The 16,103-nt window shown below is 67.3% G+C and carries 17 protein-coding genes and 3 tRNA genes; 8 read left to right on the top strand and 12 right to left on the bottom strand.

Features of this window, described 5'->3' with window-relative positions; translation table 11 throughout:
* Positions 1 to 513: 513 nt before the first annotated feature.
* Entirely contained in the window at positions 514 to 1,008 is a 495-nt protein-coding gene (locus tag M8R19_RS05310) for an Lrp/AsnC family transcriptional regulator (protein WP_061561177.1), read from the bottom strand.
* Positions 1,009 to 1,145: 137 nt separating this feature from the next.
* Between M8R19_RS05310 and ocd the strand changes: the two genes are divergently transcribed.
* Complete coding sequence (gene ocd, locus M8R19_RS05315; protein ID WP_249917240.1) at positions 1,146 to 2,192, top strand: ornithine cyclodeaminase; 1,047 nt, start codon at positions 1,146 to 1,148, stop codon at positions 2,190 to 2,192.
* A 27-nt stretch (positions 2,193 to 2,219) separates the two neighbouring features.
* Here the strand turns inward: ocd and M8R19_RS05320 are convergent, their stop codons facing one another.
* Entirely contained in the window at positions 2,220 to 3,581 is a 1,362-nt protein-coding gene (locus M8R19_RS05320; RefSeq protein ID WP_249917241.1) for an OmpA family protein, read from the bottom strand.
* Positions 3,582 to 3,871: 290 nt separating this feature from the next.
* Between M8R19_RS05320 and M8R19_RS05325 the strand changes: the two genes are divergently transcribed.
* On the top strand, positions 3,872 to 4,468 hold the full coding sequence (locus M8R19_RS05325; RefSeq protein WP_249917242.1) for a hypothetical protein: 597 nt from the start codon (positions 3,872 to 3,874) through the stop codon (positions 4,466 to 4,468).
* Positions 4,469 to 4,510: 42 nt separating this feature from the next.
* Here M8R19_RS05325 and M8R19_RS05330 read toward each other — a convergent pair.
* The 3 genes from M8R19_RS05330 to M8R19_RS05340 all read right to left on the bottom strand — a co-directional run bounded on the left by M8R19_RS05330 (position 4,511) and on the right by M8R19_RS05340 (position 4,825).
* Positions 4,511 to 4,586, bottom strand: a tRNA-Gly gene (locus tag M8R19_RS05330).
* An 85-nt stretch (positions 4,587 to 4,671) separates the two neighbouring features.
* Positions 4,672 to 4,747: transfer RNA gene (locus M8R19_RS05335), tRNA-Gly, on the bottom strand.
* Positions 4,748 to 4,749: 2 nt separating this feature from the next.
* A tRNA-Glu gene (locus tag M8R19_RS05340) sits at positions 4,750 to 4,825 on the bottom strand.
* 217 nt (positions 4,826 to 5,042) lie between these two features.
* Here M8R19_RS05340 and M8R19_RS05345 point away from each other — a divergent pair.
* Entirely contained in the window at positions 5,043 to 5,810 is a 768-nt protein-coding gene (locus M8R19_RS05345; RefSeq protein WP_249917243.1) for a hypothetical protein, read from the top strand.
* A gap of 10 nt (positions 5,811 to 5,820) precedes the next feature.
* Positions 5,821 to 6,498 (top strand): glutathione S-transferase family protein, encoded by a 678-nt coding sequence (locus tag M8R19_RS05350; protein ID WP_074976891.1) that lies wholly within the window; start codon positions 5,821 to 5,823, stop codon positions 6,496 to 6,498.
* Positions 6,499 to 6,690: 192 nt separating this feature from the next.
* Here M8R19_RS05350 and msrC read toward each other — a convergent pair whose 3' ends face one another.
* On the bottom strand, positions 6,691 to 7,173 hold the full coding sequence (msrC, locus tag M8R19_RS05355) for a free L-methionine (R)-S-oxide reductase MsrC (RefSeq protein ID WP_249917244.1): 483 nt from the start codon (positions 7,171 to 7,173) through the stop codon (positions 6,691 to 6,693).
* Positions 7,170 to 8,063 (bottom strand): ATP-binding protein, encoded by an 894-nt coding sequence (locus tag M8R19_RS05360; protein WP_009623402.1) that lies wholly within the window; start codon positions 8,061 to 8,063, stop codon positions 7,170 to 7,172. Before M8R19_RS05360 ends, msrC begins: the two co-directional genes overlap by 4 nt.
* Before the next feature lie 141 nt (positions 8,064 to 8,204).
* On the opposite strand from M8R19_RS05360, the gene M8R19_RS05365 reads away from it, so the two are divergent.
* Positions 8,205 to 10,529, top strand: a complete 2,325-nt coding sequence (locus M8R19_RS05365) for a hybrid sensor histidine kinase/response regulator (RefSeq protein WP_074976893.1) — start codon at positions 8,205 to 8,207, stop codon at positions 10,527 to 10,529.
* Between the two features lie 13 nt (positions 10,530 to 10,542).
* On the opposite strand, the gene M8R19_RS05370 is transcribed toward M8R19_RS05365, so the two are convergent.
* From M8R19_RS05370 to msrB, 3 genes are all read right to left on the bottom strand, one after another.
* On the bottom strand, positions 10,543 to 11,010 hold the full coding sequence (locus M8R19_RS05370; RefSeq protein WP_043267141.1) for a MarR family winged helix-turn-helix transcriptional regulator: 468 nt from the start codon (positions 11,008 to 11,010) through the stop codon (positions 10,543 to 10,545).
* The gene (locus M8R19_RS05375) at positions 11,007 to 11,492 is read right to left on the bottom strand and encodes a glutathione peroxidase (RefSeq protein WP_074976895.1); all 486 of its coding nucleotides are present in this window, start codon (positions 11,490 to 11,492) and stop codon (positions 11,007 to 11,009) included. The genes M8R19_RS05370 and M8R19_RS05375 overlap by 4 nt, the downstream gene beginning before the upstream one ends.
* A 110-nt stretch (positions 11,493 to 11,602) precedes the next feature.
* Positions 11,603 to 12,004 (bottom strand): peptide-methionine (R)-S-oxide reductase MsrB, encoded by a 402-nt coding sequence (gene msrB, locus M8R19_RS05380; protein ID WP_043267144.1) that lies wholly within the window; start codon positions 12,002 to 12,004, stop codon positions 11,603 to 11,605.
* 302 nt (positions 12,005 to 12,306) lie between these two features.
* Here msrB and M8R19_RS05385 point away from each other — a divergent pair, with 302 nt between their 5' ends.
* The 3 genes from M8R19_RS05385 (at position 12,307) to htpX (ending at position 14,996) form a co-directional block, all read left to right on the top strand.
* Positions 12,307 to 13,518 (top strand): pyridoxal phosphate-dependent aminotransferase, encoded by a 1,212-nt coding sequence (locus M8R19_RS05385; protein WP_009623409.1) that lies wholly within the window; start codon positions 12,307 to 12,309, stop codon positions 13,516 to 13,518.
* Positions 13,519 to 13,520: 2 nt separating this feature from the next.
* Complete coding sequence (locus M8R19_RS05390; RefSeq protein WP_249917245.1) at positions 13,521 to 13,964, top strand: hypothetical protein; 444 nt, start codon at positions 13,521 to 13,523, stop codon at positions 13,962 to 13,964.
* A gap of 144 nt (positions 13,965 to 14,108) precedes the next feature.
* Positions 14,109 to 14,996, top strand: a complete 888-nt coding sequence (gene htpX, locus M8R19_RS05395; RefSeq protein WP_009623413.1) for a protease HtpX — start codon at positions 14,109 to 14,111, stop codon at positions 14,994 to 14,996.
* A 36-nt stretch (positions 14,997 to 15,032) separates the two neighbouring features.
* Here htpX and M8R19_RS05400 read toward each other — a convergent pair whose 3' ends face one another.
* Together M8R19_RS05400 and M8R19_RS05405 are read right to left on the bottom strand one after the other, a co-directional pair.
* Positions 15,033 to 15,686, bottom strand: coding sequence for a thiopurine S-methyltransferase (locus M8R19_RS05400; protein WP_249917246.1), 654 nt, complete (start codon positions 15,684 to 15,686; stop codon positions 15,033 to 15,035).
* 98 nt (positions 15,687 to 15,784) lie between these two features.
* Positions 15,785 to 15,976, bottom strand: coding sequence for a hypothetical protein (locus tag M8R19_RS05405; protein ID WP_074976901.1), 192 nt, complete (start codon positions 15,974 to 15,976; stop codon positions 15,785 to 15,787).
* Between the last annotated feature and the right edge of the window lie 127 nt (positions 15,977 to 16,103).

The raw sequence follows: 16,103 nt of genomic DNA on the forward strand, positions 1-16,103 counted from the left end.
AACCGTGGTTTCAGGATCATGCGGCGTTGAACTCAAGCGTCGTCCTCACACCTCGTCATTCCCGCGGACAGCGCTTGCGCTGGTCCGAGCAACTGTCTTACAGGCCGCGCCGAGGTGCTCTGCGTAGGAGCGAGCTTGCTCGCGAATGAGCCCCGCAGCGGAGTCTGTTCGCGAGCAAGCTCGCTCCTACAGGGGCAACCGTGGTTTCAGGATCATGCGGCGTTGAACTCAAGCGTCGTCCTCACACCTCGTCATTCCCGCGTACAGCGCTTGCGCTGGCCCTAGCGACTGTCTTACAGACCGCGCCGAGGTGCTCTTCGTAGGAGCGAGCTTGCTCGCGAATGAGCCCCCGCAGCGGGGTCTGTTCGCGAGCAAGCTCGCTCCTACAGGGGCAACCGTGGTTTCAGGATCATGCGGCGTTTTCAGTCGGCTCGGGACAGCCCCCTCTCCCTTCAGGGAGAGGGTTGGGGAGAGGGCGCCCCCCTCGATCCTACGAAAAGCCCCGCAAGACAATCACCCCTCCTCCGGCACCCGTATCCGGTGGCAATCCTTGATCTCCCGCAGCGCCAGGGTCGACTGGATCGACGCGATGCCCGGCTGTTTGCGCAGCACCTTCTCGACGAATTCCGCATAAGCGTCCAGGTCCTTCTCCAGCACCTGCAGAAGGAAGTCCGCATCGCCGGTGATCTTGTGGCAGGCCAACACCTCCGGCAGGTCGCGCACGGTCGCCTCGAAGCGGTCCGAGGCGTCGTCGGAGTGGGCGGCGAAGCGCACGTGGACGAAGGCCAGGATGTCCAGGCCCAGGCGCCGGCGGTCGAGGTTGGCCTGGTAGTCGCGGATGTAGCCCTCCTCCTCCAGGCGCTTGCGCCGCCGCCAGCAGGGCGTGACGCTCAGCGCCAGGCGCTCGCTCAGTTCGGCGTTGGACAGGCTGGCGTCGTCCTGCAACAGGCGCAGCATCGCCAGGTCGGTGGCATCCAGATCGGCCACGCTGGAATTTCTTTTCTTCATTCCTCTTACCCTGAGTCTGTCTTTGCGCAGAAGCCTAGCCCATGCAGTCAGAAAGCACAGTTATTCCCGGCCAGCGGCATAGACTGACCCCAGGCGCCCGATGAACGCGCGGCGCTCCCACTCAGGAGGAAGGCAGCATGACCCGTTATCTGGATGTGCAGGACGTTGGCCGACTGCTCGGCGAGATCGGCCCGGGCGCGGCCATCCGCGCCATGGCCGGCTACATCGAGGCCGATTACCGACGCTGGGATGAATTCACCAAGTGCGCCCGCGTCGCCAACCACTCCGCCCTCGGCGTGATCGAACTGATGCCCGCCGACGACGGCAAGCTGTATGCCTTCAAGTACGTCAACGGCCACCCGAAGAACCATCGCGTCGACCTGCCCACGGTAATGGCCTTCGGCGTGCTGGCCACGGTGGACACCGGCTACCCGCTGCTGCTCGGCGAACTGACGCTGACCACCGCCGTGCGCACCGCCGCCACCTCGGCGCTGTTCGCCGGCTGCCTGGCCCGCCCCGATGCCCGAAGCATGGCGCTGATCGGCAACGGCGCGCAGAGCGAGTTCCAGGCCATCGCCTTCCACGAGCTGCTGGGCATCGAGGAAATCCGCCTGTTCGACATCGACCCGGCGGCCACCGCCAAGCTGCAGCGCAACCTCGCCGGCCTCCCCGGCCTGAAATTGGTGGTCGCCAGCTCGGTGCGTGAAGCGGTGCGCGGCGCCGATATCGTCACCACGGTCACCGCCGACAAGACCAACGCCACCATCCTCACTGCCGACATGCTCGAACCGGGCATGCACATCAACGCCGTGGGCGGCGACTGCCCGGGCAAGACCGAGCTGCAGGCCGAAGTGCTGGAGCGCGCGCGGGTGATAGTCGAGTTCGAACCGCAGACCCGCGTCGAGGGCGACATCCAGCAGATGCCGGCGGATTTCCCGGTGATCGAGTTCCAACGCATCCTCGCCGGCGCCGCCGAGGGCCGGCAGAACGCCGAGCAGATCACCGTATTCGACTCGGTGGGCTTCGCCCTGGAAGACTTCTCCGCCCTGCGCTGGCTGCACGACGCGGCGCGCGAACGCGGCATCGGCCGCGACATCGAACTGGTGCCGCGGCCGCAGGACCCGAAGGACCTGTTCGGCCTGGTCCGGCAGCCCCAGGGCCAGGCCCTGCGCGCCGTGCGCTGAGCCTGGCGCGCCAGGGCAAGGGCCGGCTCACTCCAGCACGTTGAACTCGATGCGCTGGTTGCGCGCCCTGCCCGCCTCGGTGGCGTTGCTGAAGAGCGGCTGGCTGCGCCCGTAGCCCTTGGCCTGCAGACGGTCGGGCGCCACGCCCAGTTCCACCAGGCGCGCCACCACGGCCTCGGCCCGAACGCGGGAGGCCTGCTGGCTGCTTTGCGAATCGTCGCTGTCGTCGGTGTGTCCGCCCACTTCCACGAGGGTGCCCGGCGGCGCCTGGCGGATGGCTTCGGCGGCTTCGGCCAGCACCTCGTCGCTGTCGCGGCTGATGGTGCTCGAGCGGTTGTCGAAGCGAATCCCCAACTGGGTCAGGGCATCGGCCAGTTGCCGGGCGCCGGAGCCCGGCGGCAGGCCGTTGAGGGCGGCCAGGGTGCGGTTCCACAGCCCCAGGAATTCGAAGCCGCCGAAGGTCTCGCGCAATTTCTGCGACAGCTCGATGCGCTGCCCCTGGCTCAGCGCGGTGGAATCCATGCGGATGCGCTCGCCGTTGAAGCCCAGCTTGAGCCCCTCGACCTTCAGTTCCGGCAGCAGCTCCAGCAGGCCGTCGAGCCAGGCCGCGGGGCTGGTTTGCCGCTTGACCAAGATGTCGCCCCGCAGGCGCTCCGCGCCGAAGACCTCCTTCAGCCGCCCCAGCAGCGCCGCGCGCTCGTCGATGCTGGTGAGCTGGCCATTGATGCGGACCTTGCCCTCGCGCAGTTCGAGCATGAAGCGCGGCGCCTCCACCACCGGGCTGGCCTCGGGCTGCGGGACCACCTCCACGGCTGCCGCCACCCGCGCCTGGGCCACGGGCGTGGACGAGCAATGGCGAAACGACAGCACCATGGTGAGCAACGACAGCACCAGCAGCGCGCCCAGCCAGGGCGCCAGCCCCCGCTTCGCACCCGGCCGCGGCCCGGCCGGCTCGCTGATCGCCTCCGGCCGCAGCGCCGGCAACAATTCGGCGGTGTCGGCCATCAGCACCGTCAGCCCCTCGGCCCCGGCCTGCGCCGCGCCACCGGCAGCGTCGAGTCCGGCCAGCAGCTCCGGCAGGCAGGCGGCGACCGCCTCTTCCAGCCCCTCGTCGGACAGCCCCAGGTGCCGGGCGAAGCGGCCCAGCGTGCCGGCGTCGAACACCTGCTCCAGCTGGGCGCGGTCGGGCGCCTGCGCATGGGGGCCGCCCTGCAGCCAGGCGCCCAGTCCCTGCCGGCGCAGGTGCTGGACGAAACCGGTCCAGCCGCCGCGCTGCTCGTCGAGCACCAGGTGAGCCAGCAGGCCCAGGAGCTTCCCGGCATTTTCCGGCGCCAGGCCGAAGCGGCGGACGAGCGTCTCCAGGAGCCGCCCAATGAAATCGTCATACATATGAAGAACTACTCGGAGAATATCCATCGACCCGTGCCAGGCATTGCGGCCACACGGTCCCTGCAATGCTGCCCAGGCGCCGATGCGCGCCGGGGAAGCCGGCGCTATCAGAGCAAATCCCCCCGGCGGACCAAATAAGGGCAATCCGAATTCGCTGCCCGGCGCCGGCATTGCCGGGGGGCGAGGAAACGTCTCACCGGCGCCCGCGCCTGCGCCTTATTCCACCGGCCGGGCAAGCCTTGCCAAGCTGGCGGGAATACTTCGCCAAGGCGTTATCTCAGGACCTCCCCATGCCGCATCTCCCACCGATGACCACCAGCCATGGAGGGCTGCGGCTACGCTCGGGCAGCATCCTCGCCCTGTTGCTGGTGCTGCTGGCGAGCCTGGCGCCCAGCAGCCAGGGCCAGAGCCAGGGCGGGCAGCGAACGGCGAAGGTCGAGGTGGAAAGCTTCGTGCGCCGGCTGTATGGCGACGAAGGCCCCGGAGCGCTCTCCGGCGATATCGGCGAGGCGCGCGCCCGGCGCTGGCTGAGCCCCGCGCTGGCACGGGCGTTGAAGGCCTACCGCGCAGCCCGCCATGAAGGCGCGGGGCTGCTGGAGAACGACCCGCTCTGCGTCTGCCGGCGTTCGCCAGGCCTGGAGCTGGAGCAACTGCACGTCAACCTGGCCGGCGAGGGCCGGGCCACGGCCAGGGTGATCCTGGTGCACGAGCAGTGGCGCCGCGGCGTGCTGCTGCGCCTGGTCAGGCGTGGGGGAGCCTGGCGCCTGGACGACCTCGCGCAACCGGCCATGCCCAGCCTGCGCCAGGCGCTGGAGCGGGAAACGCGGGGCAGCGAGCCGGCGCCTGCGGATAAGCGAGGGGGCGGAAACGCAAAAAGGCTGCCCTGAGGCAGCCTTTTTGTGTGGATCACCGCGAGGGGCGATCCGGATTGGAGCGGGAAACGAGACTCGAACTCGCGACCCCGACCTTGGCAAGGTCGTGCTCTACCAACTGAGCTATTCCCGCATCAACTTGTTGCAACCTCCAGCTTTCGGCCGGAGGGTAACGCCATTTCGCTTTCCGTTCACCGCCGGGGCGATGACCGAGAATTTGGAGCGGGAAACGAGACTCGAACTCGCGACCCCGACCTTGGCAAGGTCGTGCTCTACCAACTGAGCTATTCCCGCAATGGCGTCCCCTAGGGGACTCGAACCCCTGTTACCGCCGTGAAAGGGCGGTGTCCTAGGCCACTAGACGAAGGGGACGCGGCCCGGAACTTACAACATTCTTTCCGGCTTCTTCGCTCTGCCTTTCGGCTTTCGCGTCGAAGTGGCGCGCATTCTATGGAGCCTTTGGAGGGGCGTCAACCCTTCCAGAAAAAATTTTTTAAATCAAAGACTTCTGGTCAAATTTTGCGCCGCCGCTATGACCGGTGTCAGCGAGCCATTACACTCGGGAAAAATCCTTCAGGGAGTTTCCAAGGTGTCGCCACTCGTCATCACCGCCCTGGTCGTCGCCGGCATCGTCATTCTGATCGCCATCGTCTTCATCAACCAGCAGTTGGAAAACCGCAAGCTGGAGAAGGCCCGGGAGAAGGCCGACCTGCAGGATCGCTTCCGCCGCTGCGGCGCCATCGCCGAGAGCCTGCCCGGTCAGTTCATCTCCGCGGACCTCAAGCTGCTGCTCAGCCGTTTCGAACTCAGCCTGGGCGAGCGCCTGCTCAAGCTGGAGAAGACGCCCCAGGTCGCCGAGCGCGTCGCCGAACTCAACCGCCTGGTGGGCCAGGGCAGCGCCATGGAAGTGCGCAACGCCCCGCAACTGATCCTCACCGAAGCCAAGGCCAAGGAAGTCCGCTTCCTTTTCGAGGGCCTGCACGCCCAGATCAACCGCTTCGCCCAGGATGGCCTGCTGCCGCGCAACGACGCCCAGCGCTGGCTGAAGGAAATCCGCCACCTGCTCACCCAGCTGCATATAGAGTTCTTCACCAACATCGGCCAGCAGGCGCTGCAGCAGAACCAGCCCCGCCAGGCCCGCCTGGCCTTCGAGCGCGGCGTGCAGTACCTGCAGAAGCAGGCCGACCTCGGCCGCTACCAGGCCCAGTTGAAGCAACTGGAACAACAGCTCGAACGCGCCAACGCCCTGGTCCTGGAAAGCAGCAAGCCCTCCGCCGAGGAGAACACCGAGCTGACCGAAGGCCTGAAGGCGCTGGACGAAGACGACATCTGGAAGAAGAAGAATCTCTACGACTGAGGAGACCTGCATGAGCCTGACCCTCTACGGCGCCGCCCTATCCCCCTTCGTCCGCAAGGCCCGCCTGTGCCTGGCGGAGAAGGGCCTGGACTACCAACTGGAGAACGTCGACCCGTTCAACCAGCCGGACTGGTACGCCGACCTCAACCCGCTGCGGCGCATCCCCGCCCTGCGCGACGGCGACGTCACCCTGGCCGACTCCAGCGTCATCTGCCACTACCTGGACGACCGCGATCCCCAGGCCACGCCCCTGTGCGGCGGCAACGCCCTGGCCCGCGCGCGGATCAACTGGCTGGAAAAATACGCCGACTACGAAGTGGCGCCCCTGGCCACCTTCACCGTGTTCCGCAACCGCCTGCTCAAGCCGCTGCTGGGCAAGCCGTGCGACGAGGCGGCGGTAGAGGCCGCGCTGCAGGAGAAACTGCCGCCGCACTTCGACTACCTGGAAGGCTGCCTGGGCGGAGCCGAGTATTTCGTCGACGACCGCTTCAGCCTGGCGGACATCGCCGTGGCCAGCCAACTGGTGAACATGCGCCACGGCGGGGAAGTATTGGATGCCGGGCGCTGGCCGCGTCTGGCCGCGCACTTCCAGCGCATGCTGCAGCGCCCTGCCCTGCAAGCGGTTCTCGAGGGTGAACAGCGGGTCGTCGAGAAGATTCGCACACGCATCGCCCAGGCGCCGGCCTGAATAGAAAGACGCCGTCGGTCGGAGCACGGCGTACATCCCCCGTAGGAGTGGACCTTGTCCGCGATAGCCGGAGGTATCGGCGCGGTTCGCGGATGAGATCCGCTCCTACGCCGCCCCACCCGCGCCATTCCCTTGTAGGAGCGCGCCCTGCGCGCGATTTCGCGGGCAGGGCCCGCTCCTACAATTCGTGCCTCAGCAATCGGTCAGGCGCAGGAAGATCTCGGCCAGGCGCTCGATGCCGGCCTGGTCCTCGGCGCTGAAGCGGCCGATGCTCGGGCTGTCCAGATCGAGCACGCCGATCAGCCGGCCGTCCTTGACCAGCGGCACCACCAGCTCGCTGTAGGAGGCACTGTCGCAGGCGATGTGCCCGGGGAAGGCGTGCACGTCTTCCACCCGCTGCGTCTGGCGGGTGCGCGCCGCGGCGCCGCACACACCCTTGGCGAAGGGAATACGCACGCAGGCCACCTTGCCCTGGAACGGGCCCAGCACCAGTTCCTCGTCCTTGTTCAGGTAGAAACCGGCCCAGTTCAGGTCGCCCAGTTCGTGGAACAGCAAGGCGGCGAACTGCGAGGCGTTGGCGATGAAGTCGCGCTCGTCGGCGAACAGCGCTTCGGCCTGCGCCGCCAGCAGCGCGTAGCCACCCAGCCCGGCGCCGGTCTGTTGCAGGTCGATCATGGTTCTTCTCCTTCGAGCAATTGACGGCCCACCCACTGGCGGGCGAATTGATAGGCGCAGCGGCCGTTGCGGTTGCCGCGGCCGAGGGCCCAGCGGATGGCTTCCTTCTCCAACGGCTCGTCCCAGGTGAAGGCCAGCCCCGAACGGCCGGCCAGCACTTCCACCCAGTGCCGCACCACGTCCAGGAAGTGCTCCTGGGTGAAGGGGTAGAACGACAGCCACAGGCCGAAACGGTCGGACAGGGCAATCTTGTCCTCCACCGCCTCGCTGGGGTGCAGCTCGCCGTCGACCATCTTCCAGTTCTCGTTGTCGCTCTGCTTCTCCGAGACCAGGTGGCGGCGGTTCGAGGTGGCGTACAGCAGGACGTTGTCCGGAGCCTGCTCCAGCGAGCCGTCGAGCACGCTCTTGAGCACCCGGTAGTCGCCCTCGCCGGCGTCGAACGAGAGGTCGTCGCAGAACAGCACGAAGCGCTGCGGCAGGCCGTGCAACTGCTCCACCACCCGCGGCAGGTCGGCCAGGTGGTCGCGCTCGATCTCGATCAGGCGCAGGCCGTCGCCGGCCAGCTCGGCCAGCAGCGCGCGCACCAGCGAGGACTTGCCGGTGCCGCGAGCGCCCCACAGCAAGGCGTGGTTGGCCGGCCTGCCGGCGACGAACTGGCGGGTGTTGCGGGCCAGTTGTTCGCGCTGCTTGTCGACGCCGAGCAGGTCGTCCAGGCGCAGGTCGAGGCTCACCTGCAGCGCCTGCAGGTAGCCGCTGCGGCCATCGCGGTGCCAGCGGGCGGCCAGGCAGCGCTGCCAGTCGATGGGCTCGCGCAGCGCCGGGAGCAACGGCTCCAGCCGGGCCAGCACGCTTTCGGCGCGGGCCAGGAAATCATTCAGACGGGAATCCACGGCTTTCTCCCAGGGATCTTCAGCGTACGGAGGCTGAGGTTCGGTCATGTCACATGGATGGCATCGCCTCTGCCGACAGCCTGCCGGCTTGGGCTATGCTACGCGCCTGGAAAGCATTCTCGAGGCGAAGTACCGCACCTCATGGATATTGCGCTCACCCATCGCCTCTCGTTCAAGCAGGCCAGCCTGACGGTGCTGGTCGCCTTCATCCTCGGCACCCTGCTCAGCCTCATCCAGGTGGGCGTCGATTATGCCAGCCAGGACGCCTCCATCAACCGCGAAGTACGCGCCCTGCTGGACGTCAGCCACAACCCGGCGGCGCGCATCGCCTACAACATCGACGCCGAACTGGCCCAGGAACTGGTGGTGGGCCTGCTGCGCTCGCCGGCGGTGATTCGCGCGGAAATCATCGACAGCGCCGACGTGGCCCTGGCCAGCGCCGGCCGGCCGCCGGCGGAAAGCCGCCTGCGCCCGCTCAGCGACTTCCTCTTCGGGCACATGCGCGTCTACGAGGAGCCGCTGTATATAGAGCACCAACCCAAGGAATCCCTCGGCGTGCTGCGCCTGGAGATCGACACCTTCGTCTTCGGCAACGACTTCCTGCGCCGCGCCGGCATGACGCTGATCTCCGGCTTCGTCCGCAGCCTGCTGCTGTCGCTGATCCTCCTGGTGCTGTTCTACGGCCTGCTGACCAAGCCACTGGTGAGCCTGATCGAAGTGCTCGCCCGCCACGACCCACGCTCGCCCACACGCCTGCGCCTGCCCTGCCCCAGCGGCCACGAGCGCGACGAGATCGGCGTGCTGGTGGAGGTGACCAACCGCCAGCTCAGCCACATCGCCGTGGAGATGGAACAGCGCCGCGAGGCCGAGGACCGCCTGACCCGCTACCTGGCCGAGTTGGAGAACATAGTGGCGGCGCGCACCGCCGAGCTGAAGGCGGCCAACGCCCGCCTGACGCAGTCCAACCAGCAACTGGAGCGCGCCCGCCTCAACGCCCTGGACATGGCCCAGGCCCGCGCCACCTTCCTGGCCAACATGAGCCACGAGATCCGCACCCCGCTCAACGGCCTGCTGGGCATGCTCGGCCTGGCCCTGGACGGCCCGCTGAGCCCGGAACAGCGCCAGCAGCTGTCCATCGCCCACGACTCGGGCAAGGTGCTGGTGGACCTGCTCAACGACGTGCTCGACCTGTCCAAGTTCGAGTCCGGCCAACTGGAGCTGGAGAAAATCCCCTTCGACCTCGCCACCCTGGTGGAGGACACCGCCAGCCTGCTGTCACAGAACGCCGCCCCGGCGGTGGAGCTGACCTGCCTGGTCAGCCCCGACTTGCCTGCACAGCTGGAAGGCGACCCGACGCGGGTGCGGCAGATCGTCAGCAACCTGCTGTCCAACGCCCTCAAGTTCACCCGCCTGGGCCGCGTCGACCTGCGCGTCGAACCCTGGGAGGACGGCGTGCGCATCAGCGTCCGCGACACCGGCATCGGCATCGCCGCCGACGCCCTGCAGCGCATCTTCCAGCCCTTCACCCAGGCCGACGCCGGCATCACCCGCCAGTTCGGCGGCACCGGCCTGGGCCTGGCTCTGACGCGCAAGCTGTGCGAGGCCATGCAAGGCGAACTGAGCGTCAGCTCGCAACCGGGCCTGGGCAGCGAGTTCGCCGCGACCCTGCCGCTACACGCCCTGGGCCCCGCGCAAACGCTGGAGCCGTTGAGCGGCAAGGTGGTGGCGCAGTGCCCGGCCGGCAGCGGCCTGGCCGAACTGCTGCAGACCTGGCTGCCGCGCTGGGGCCTGGACTACCGGCGCCTGGACACCGACGCCAGCCTGCTGGGCGTGGAGCTGGACGTGTTGCTGTCCGACTGCCCGGACTGCCTGGTCGGCCTGCGCCAACATCTCAAGGACCGCCCGGTGCTGCTGGTCACCGCCTACGGCAGCTTCGTCGAAGCCGAACTGGCGCAGCAGTTGGCGCCCCTGCGCCAGCTGGCCCGCCCGCTCAGCCGCGCCACCCTGCACCAGGCCCTGCAGCAGGCCCTCCGCCGCCCGGCCACACCGGCCCAGCGTCAGTTGCCGGGCGAGGCCCCGGAGCAGTTCGCCGCGCGCGTGCTGCTGGTGGAAGACAACCCGGTCAACCAACTGGTGGCCAGGGGCCTGCTGCAGAAGCTCGGCTGCCGGGTGAGGGTCGCCGCGGATGGCCAGGAGGCCCTGGATGCCCTGGCCGAGGAAGACTTCGAGCTCGTGCTGATGGACTGCAACATGCCGGTGATGGACGGCTACGAGGCGACCCGCCGGATTCGCCAGGCGCCGCGCTGGAAGGATCTGCCGGTGATCGCCCTGACCGCCAACGCCTTGCCCGACGAGCGCGAGCGCTGCCGCCTGGCCGGCATGGACGACTACCTGGCCAAGCCCTTCCACCGCGACGAGATGGCGGCGATGCTGGAGCGCTGGGCGCAGCCCCGGCTGGATGCCTGAGGCCGGCGGCGCCTTACGGCTCCAGCGCCAGCAGTTGCCCGAGCAGGTCGTCCAGGCGTCCGCGCAGCTCATCCATCGCATTGAGGTCCAGGCCGCTGGCACACAGCAGCGCCTCGCGCAGCGGCGCCACCTTCTCGCGCAAGGCGATGCCCTCCCCGCTCAGGCCCAGGTGCACCTCGCGCTCGTCCTGCCGCGCCCGCCGGCGCTGCACCAGGCCGAGCTGCTCCAGGCGCTTGAGCAGCGGCGTCAGGGTGCCGGAATCGAGCATCAGGCGCTCGCCCAGGGCCTTCACGGTCGGCTGCGCGGGCGGCTTGTCCTGCCATTCCCACAGCACCAGCATCACCAGGTACTGCGGGTAGGTCAGGCCAAGCGCGTCGAGCATCGGCCGGTAGCCGCGGATGATCGCCCGCGAGGCGGCGTACAGGCGGAAGCACAGCTGGTTGTCCAGCAGCAGCGCCTGTTCCGGTTCCCGGCGGCTCATCGCAGCAGCGCTTCGATCTCGGCGGCGAGTTCCTCCGGCTTGGTCAGCGGGGCGAAGCGCTTGACCTGGCTGCCGTCGCGGCTGACCAGGAACTTGGTGAAGTTCCACTTGATGCCCTGGCTGCCCAGCACGCCCGGCGCGCGCTTCTTCAACTGCACGTAGAGCGGGTGGGCGCCGGCGCCGTTGACGTCGATCTTCTTGAACAGCGGGAAGCTGACGCCGAAGTTCAGCTCGCAGAACTGCGAGATCTCGCCTTCGTCGCCCGGCTCCTGCTTGCCGAACTGGTTGCAGGGGAAGCCCAGCACCACCAGGCCCTTGTCGCGGTACTTCTCCCACAGCGCCTCCAGGCCCTTGTACTGCGGGGTGAAGCCACACTGGCTGGCGGTGTTCACCACCAGCAGGGCCTTGCCGCCGAAATCGGCCAGGGTCTTCTGCTCGCCCTTGATGGTCGTGCAGGGGATATCCAGCAATGCGTCGCTCATGGAACCGACTCCAGGAAAGTGGGAGCGATCAAGATAGCTCGCAATTAAATTGCACACAATTTATTTCCATCGAAAAAAGGCCCGCCAGCGACCGGCGGGCCTCGCGTCACTCAGGCCCCGTCGCGCGGCACCAGCTTCAGCGACGCCGAGTTGATGCAGTAGCGCAGCCCGGTCGGCCGCGGCCCGTCGGGGAACACGTGGCCCAGGTGGGCTTCGCAAGCCGCGCAGCGCACCTCGATGCGGTGCATGCCGTGGCTGAAGTCTTCCAGCTCGGCGATGGCCTGCTTCGACACCGGCTGGAAGTAGCTCGGCCAGCCGCTGCCGGAATCGTACTTGGCGTCCGAGTCGAACAGCGCCGCGCCGCAGCACACGCAGTGATAGATGCCGGGGGTCTTGGTCGCGTAGTACTCGCCGGTGAAGGCGCGCTCGGTGCCGCCCAGGCGGCAGATGTGGAACTGCTGTTCGTCGAGCTCCTCGCGCCAGCTTTCCAGGGGCTTCTCGATCTTTTCCATCGCTGTACCTCGCAAGCTTGAAAAAAGCCCGTCCGCGCCCTTTCGCGGGAAACGGGCCGCACGTATGATGCGTGACGTCATCGTTGGATGCAGAATCTGCCGCACAAGGGATCATCGACGATAAAAAAGCCTTTTTATGGGCTTTTTTTCGTTCGTTTCTCCGTCAACCAGGCGTTTTTTCAGTTTCACCGCCAGGACGCGCGACATTCCGCACCTCGTATAGACGCCAGTCTGTCACCCGCGTTACAGCCTGCCAAGCCAGGGCCGGAGCGCGGGAACCTTCATTTCGGGAACGCCACATCATGCAGGTCAGCAAATCGAACAAGCTCGCCAACGTCTGCTACGACATCCGCGGGCCGGTGCTCAAGCACGCCAAACGCCTGGAAGAGGAAGGCCATCGCATCCTCAAGCTGAACATCGGCAACCCGGCGCCGTTCGGTTTCGAAGCCCCTGACGAAATCCTCCAGGACGTCATCCGCAACCTGCCCACGGCCCAGGGCTACAGCGACTCCAAGGGCCTGTTCAGCGCGCGCAAGGCAGTGATGCAGTACTACCAGCAGAAGCAGGTGGAAGGCGTCGGCATCGAGGACATCTACCTGGGCAACGGCGTTTCCGAGCTGATCGTCATGGCCCTGCAGGCGCTGCTCAACAACGGCGACGAAGTGCTGATCCCGGCACCCGACTACCCGCTGTGGACCGCCTCGGTATCGCTGGCTGGCGGCAAGCCGGTGCATTACCTGTGCGACGAACAGTCCAACTGGTTCCCGGACATCGCCGACATGAAGGCCAAGATCACCAGCAACACCAAGGCGCTGGTGCTGATCAACCCGAACAACCCCACCGGCGCGGTCTACTCGAAGGAAGTGCTGCTGGACATCGTCGAACTGGCGCGCCAGCACAACCTGGTGATCTTCTCCGACGAGATCTACGACAAGATCCTCTACGACGAGGCCGTGCACATCTCCACCGCCTCCCTGGCGCCGGACGTGCTCTGCCTGACCTTCAACGGCCTGTCCAAGGCGTACCGGGTGGCCGGCTTCCGCTCCGGCTGGATCGCCATCTCCGGGCCCAAGCACAAGGCGCAGAGCTACATCGAGGGCCTGGACATCCTGGCCAACATGCGCCTGTGCGCCAACGTGCCCAGCCAGCACGCCATCCAGACCGCCCTGGGCGGCTACCAGAGCATCAACGACCTGGTGCTGCCCGGCGGCCGCCTGCTGGAACAGCGCAACCGCGCCTGGGAGCTGCTCAACGACATCCCCGGGGTCAGCTGCGTCAAGCCCATGGGCGCGCTCTACGCCTTCCCGCGCATCGACCCCAAGGTCTGCCCGATCCACAACGACGAGAAGTTCGTCCTCGACCTGCTGCTTTCGGAGAAGCTGCTGATCGTCCAGGGCACCGCCTTCAACTGGCCGTGGCCGGACCACTTCCGCGTGGTCACCCTGCCCCGCGTCGACGACCTGGAGCAGGCCATCGGGCGCATCGGCAACTTCCTCGGCAGCTATCGTCAGTAACCATGGACATGCAGATCGACGACTTCTACAAGGACGCCGCCGCCGGGATGCTCCTGCTCTACCAGGCCTTCCCGCGCAAGATCGCCCTGTACGTGGAAGACCTCATCGGCCGCGAGGAGCATGACGAGTTCGGCCTGCCCAGCAAGCGTCACCAGGCCTGCCTGGGCGCGCTGCTGTGGCTGGCCGAGGAAGGCTACCTGCGCTACGACAGTTGCATCCGCCACGAAGCCCTGGACCAGGCCGTGCTCAGCGAAAAAGGCTTCCTGCGCCTGAGCCGCGCCCTGCCCCACGGCGCCGACGACGCGCAACTGCCCGCCAGCGTGCGGCGCCAGCAGGCCACCCTCGCGCAGCAACTGCGCGACGCGCTGGCCGATGCGCACAGCGAACGCATCTCGCGCCTGGCCCGGCTACTCTTCGAATGTGCTGGCGTGGAAAAAGAGACATAGTTTGAAATAGTCCCCACGTTGAATCGCCTAGGGGCCGACCGTATATACCCCGCATAATCCAGCCCGGCCCCGGAGCGCGCACGCCCGGGGCACCGGCGCGCCCCTGCGCGCCGTGCGCCCAAGTCGCGAGGAGAAGTCTTACCCATGATGCGCATCCTGCTGTTCCTGGCCACCAACCTGGCGGTCGTGCTCGTCGCCAGCATCACCCTGAGCCTGCTCGGCTTCAACGGGGTCATGGCCGCCAACGGCGTCGACCTCAACCTGCAAGCGCTGCTGGTCTACTGTGCCGTCTTCGGCTTCGCCGGCTCGATCATCTCGCTGTTCCTGTCCAAGTGGATGGCCAAGACCACCACCGGCACGGAAATCATCAGCCAGCCGCGCACCCGCCACGAGCAGTGGCTGCTGCAGACCGTCGAGCAGCTCTCGCGCGAAGCCGGCATCAAGATGCCCGAGGTGGGGATCTTCCCGGCCTACGAGGCCAACGCCTTCGCCACCGGCTGGAACCGCAACGACGCCCTGGTGGCCGTCAGCCAGGGCCTGCTCGAGCGCTTCTCGCCGGATGAAGTGCGCGCGGTGCTCGCCCACGAGATCGGCCACGTGGCCAATGGCGACATGGTCACCCTGGCGCTGATCCAGGGCGTGGTGAACACCTTCGTCATGTTCTTCGCGCGCATCTTCGGCAACTTCGTCGACAAGGCGGTGTTCAAGACCGAGGAAGGCCGCGGCCCGGCCTACTACATCGCGACCATAGTCGCGGAACTGGTGCTGGGCATCCTCGCCAGCATCATCGTCATGTGGTTCTCGCGCCGCCGCGAGTTCCGCGCCGACGCCGCCGGCGCCCACCTGGCCGGCAGCAATGCGATGATCGCCGCGCTGCAGCGCCTGCGCGCCGAGCAGGGCGTGCCGGTGCACATGCCCGACAGCCTGACCGCCTTCGGCATCAACGGCGGCCTCAAGCACGGCCTCGCCGGCCTGTTCATGAGCCACCCGCCGTTGGAAGAACGCATCGAGGCGCTGCGCAACGCGCGCTGATGAAACAAGGGCGGCCCCAGGGCCGCCCTTCTTCTTTCAGTCCCGGTGCAACCGGAACACCACTTCTTCCAGGCGCTGCACCCCGCGGTCGAGGAACTTCCAGTTCTCGCCCAACACGTCCAGGCGCTCCAGCTCCACGACCTGCCACTGCGCGAAGCGCTCCCTCACTTCATCCGCCAGCACCGCGAACGGCGGCCCGGACATCTGCTCCTGAGAGTATTCCAGGGTGACCAGCAGGCCATCCAGCGGCCGCGGCAGGATGGCGGACAGGTGCCGCGCGTAGTCCTCGCGCATGTCCGGCGGCAAAGCAATGAGCGCAGCCCGGTCGTAGAGCGCCTGGCAATCGGCCAGGTGCTCGGCCGTCAGGTCGAAGAAGTCGCCCTGGAGGATTTCCACGGCGCCATGCCGGTAACAGCGCAGCGCGCCCCGCTGCTCCACTTCGGACTGCCAGCCCTGTTCGGCGAAGAAATCCTTAACCGCACGCTCGGCCAGCTCCACCCCCAGAACCCGGTAGCCCTGCTCCGCCAGCCAGACCAGGTCACGCGACTTGCCGCACAGCGGCACCAGCACGCGCGCGCCCCTCGGCAAGGCCAGCGCCGGCCAGTGACGAACGAGGTAGGGGTTGACCTCGGCGAGGTGGAAACCGATTTCGTTGCGCGACCAGCGCGCCTGCCAGAAGTCTTCGTGCATGGGCTCCATTCCTGCTGCGGTGCAGGCCGGATTGCCTGCACGGAATCGGCGGAGCGGCTCCGCCGGATGCCCATGATCGCCCAGCCGGGCGTCTGCCGCTAGCGACCGCGCAGCAACGCCGGCCGCAGCGGCCAGTGCAGCCAGCCATGGCGTTCGGCCTGCTCGCGCTGCTCGACCACCCCCAGGCTCACCCGCCCCGCACGGATGCGGCGGACGATGAGTTCGGTACCGTCGGCGAGCACGAAACGATCGCCTTCCCGAAGGATCAGCTCTTGCCTGAAGGCTTGCATGGATGGAACCTCGAACGCTGGAAACGACGACTGCACTGCGGGGCGCGCAGTATCCTCGCCCCCGCTCCTCCGCCAAAGAGACGCAGGCCGCAACTTGCTGTGGCTCTTTTCCGAGAATAGTTGGCTT

This window comes from Pseudomonas sp. R3.Fl (assembly GCF_023516765.1).
In the GTDB taxonomy this organism is placed as follows: Bacteria; Pseudomonadota; Gammaproteobacteria; order Pseudomonadales; family Pseudomonadaceae; genus Pseudomonas; species Pseudomonas citronellolis.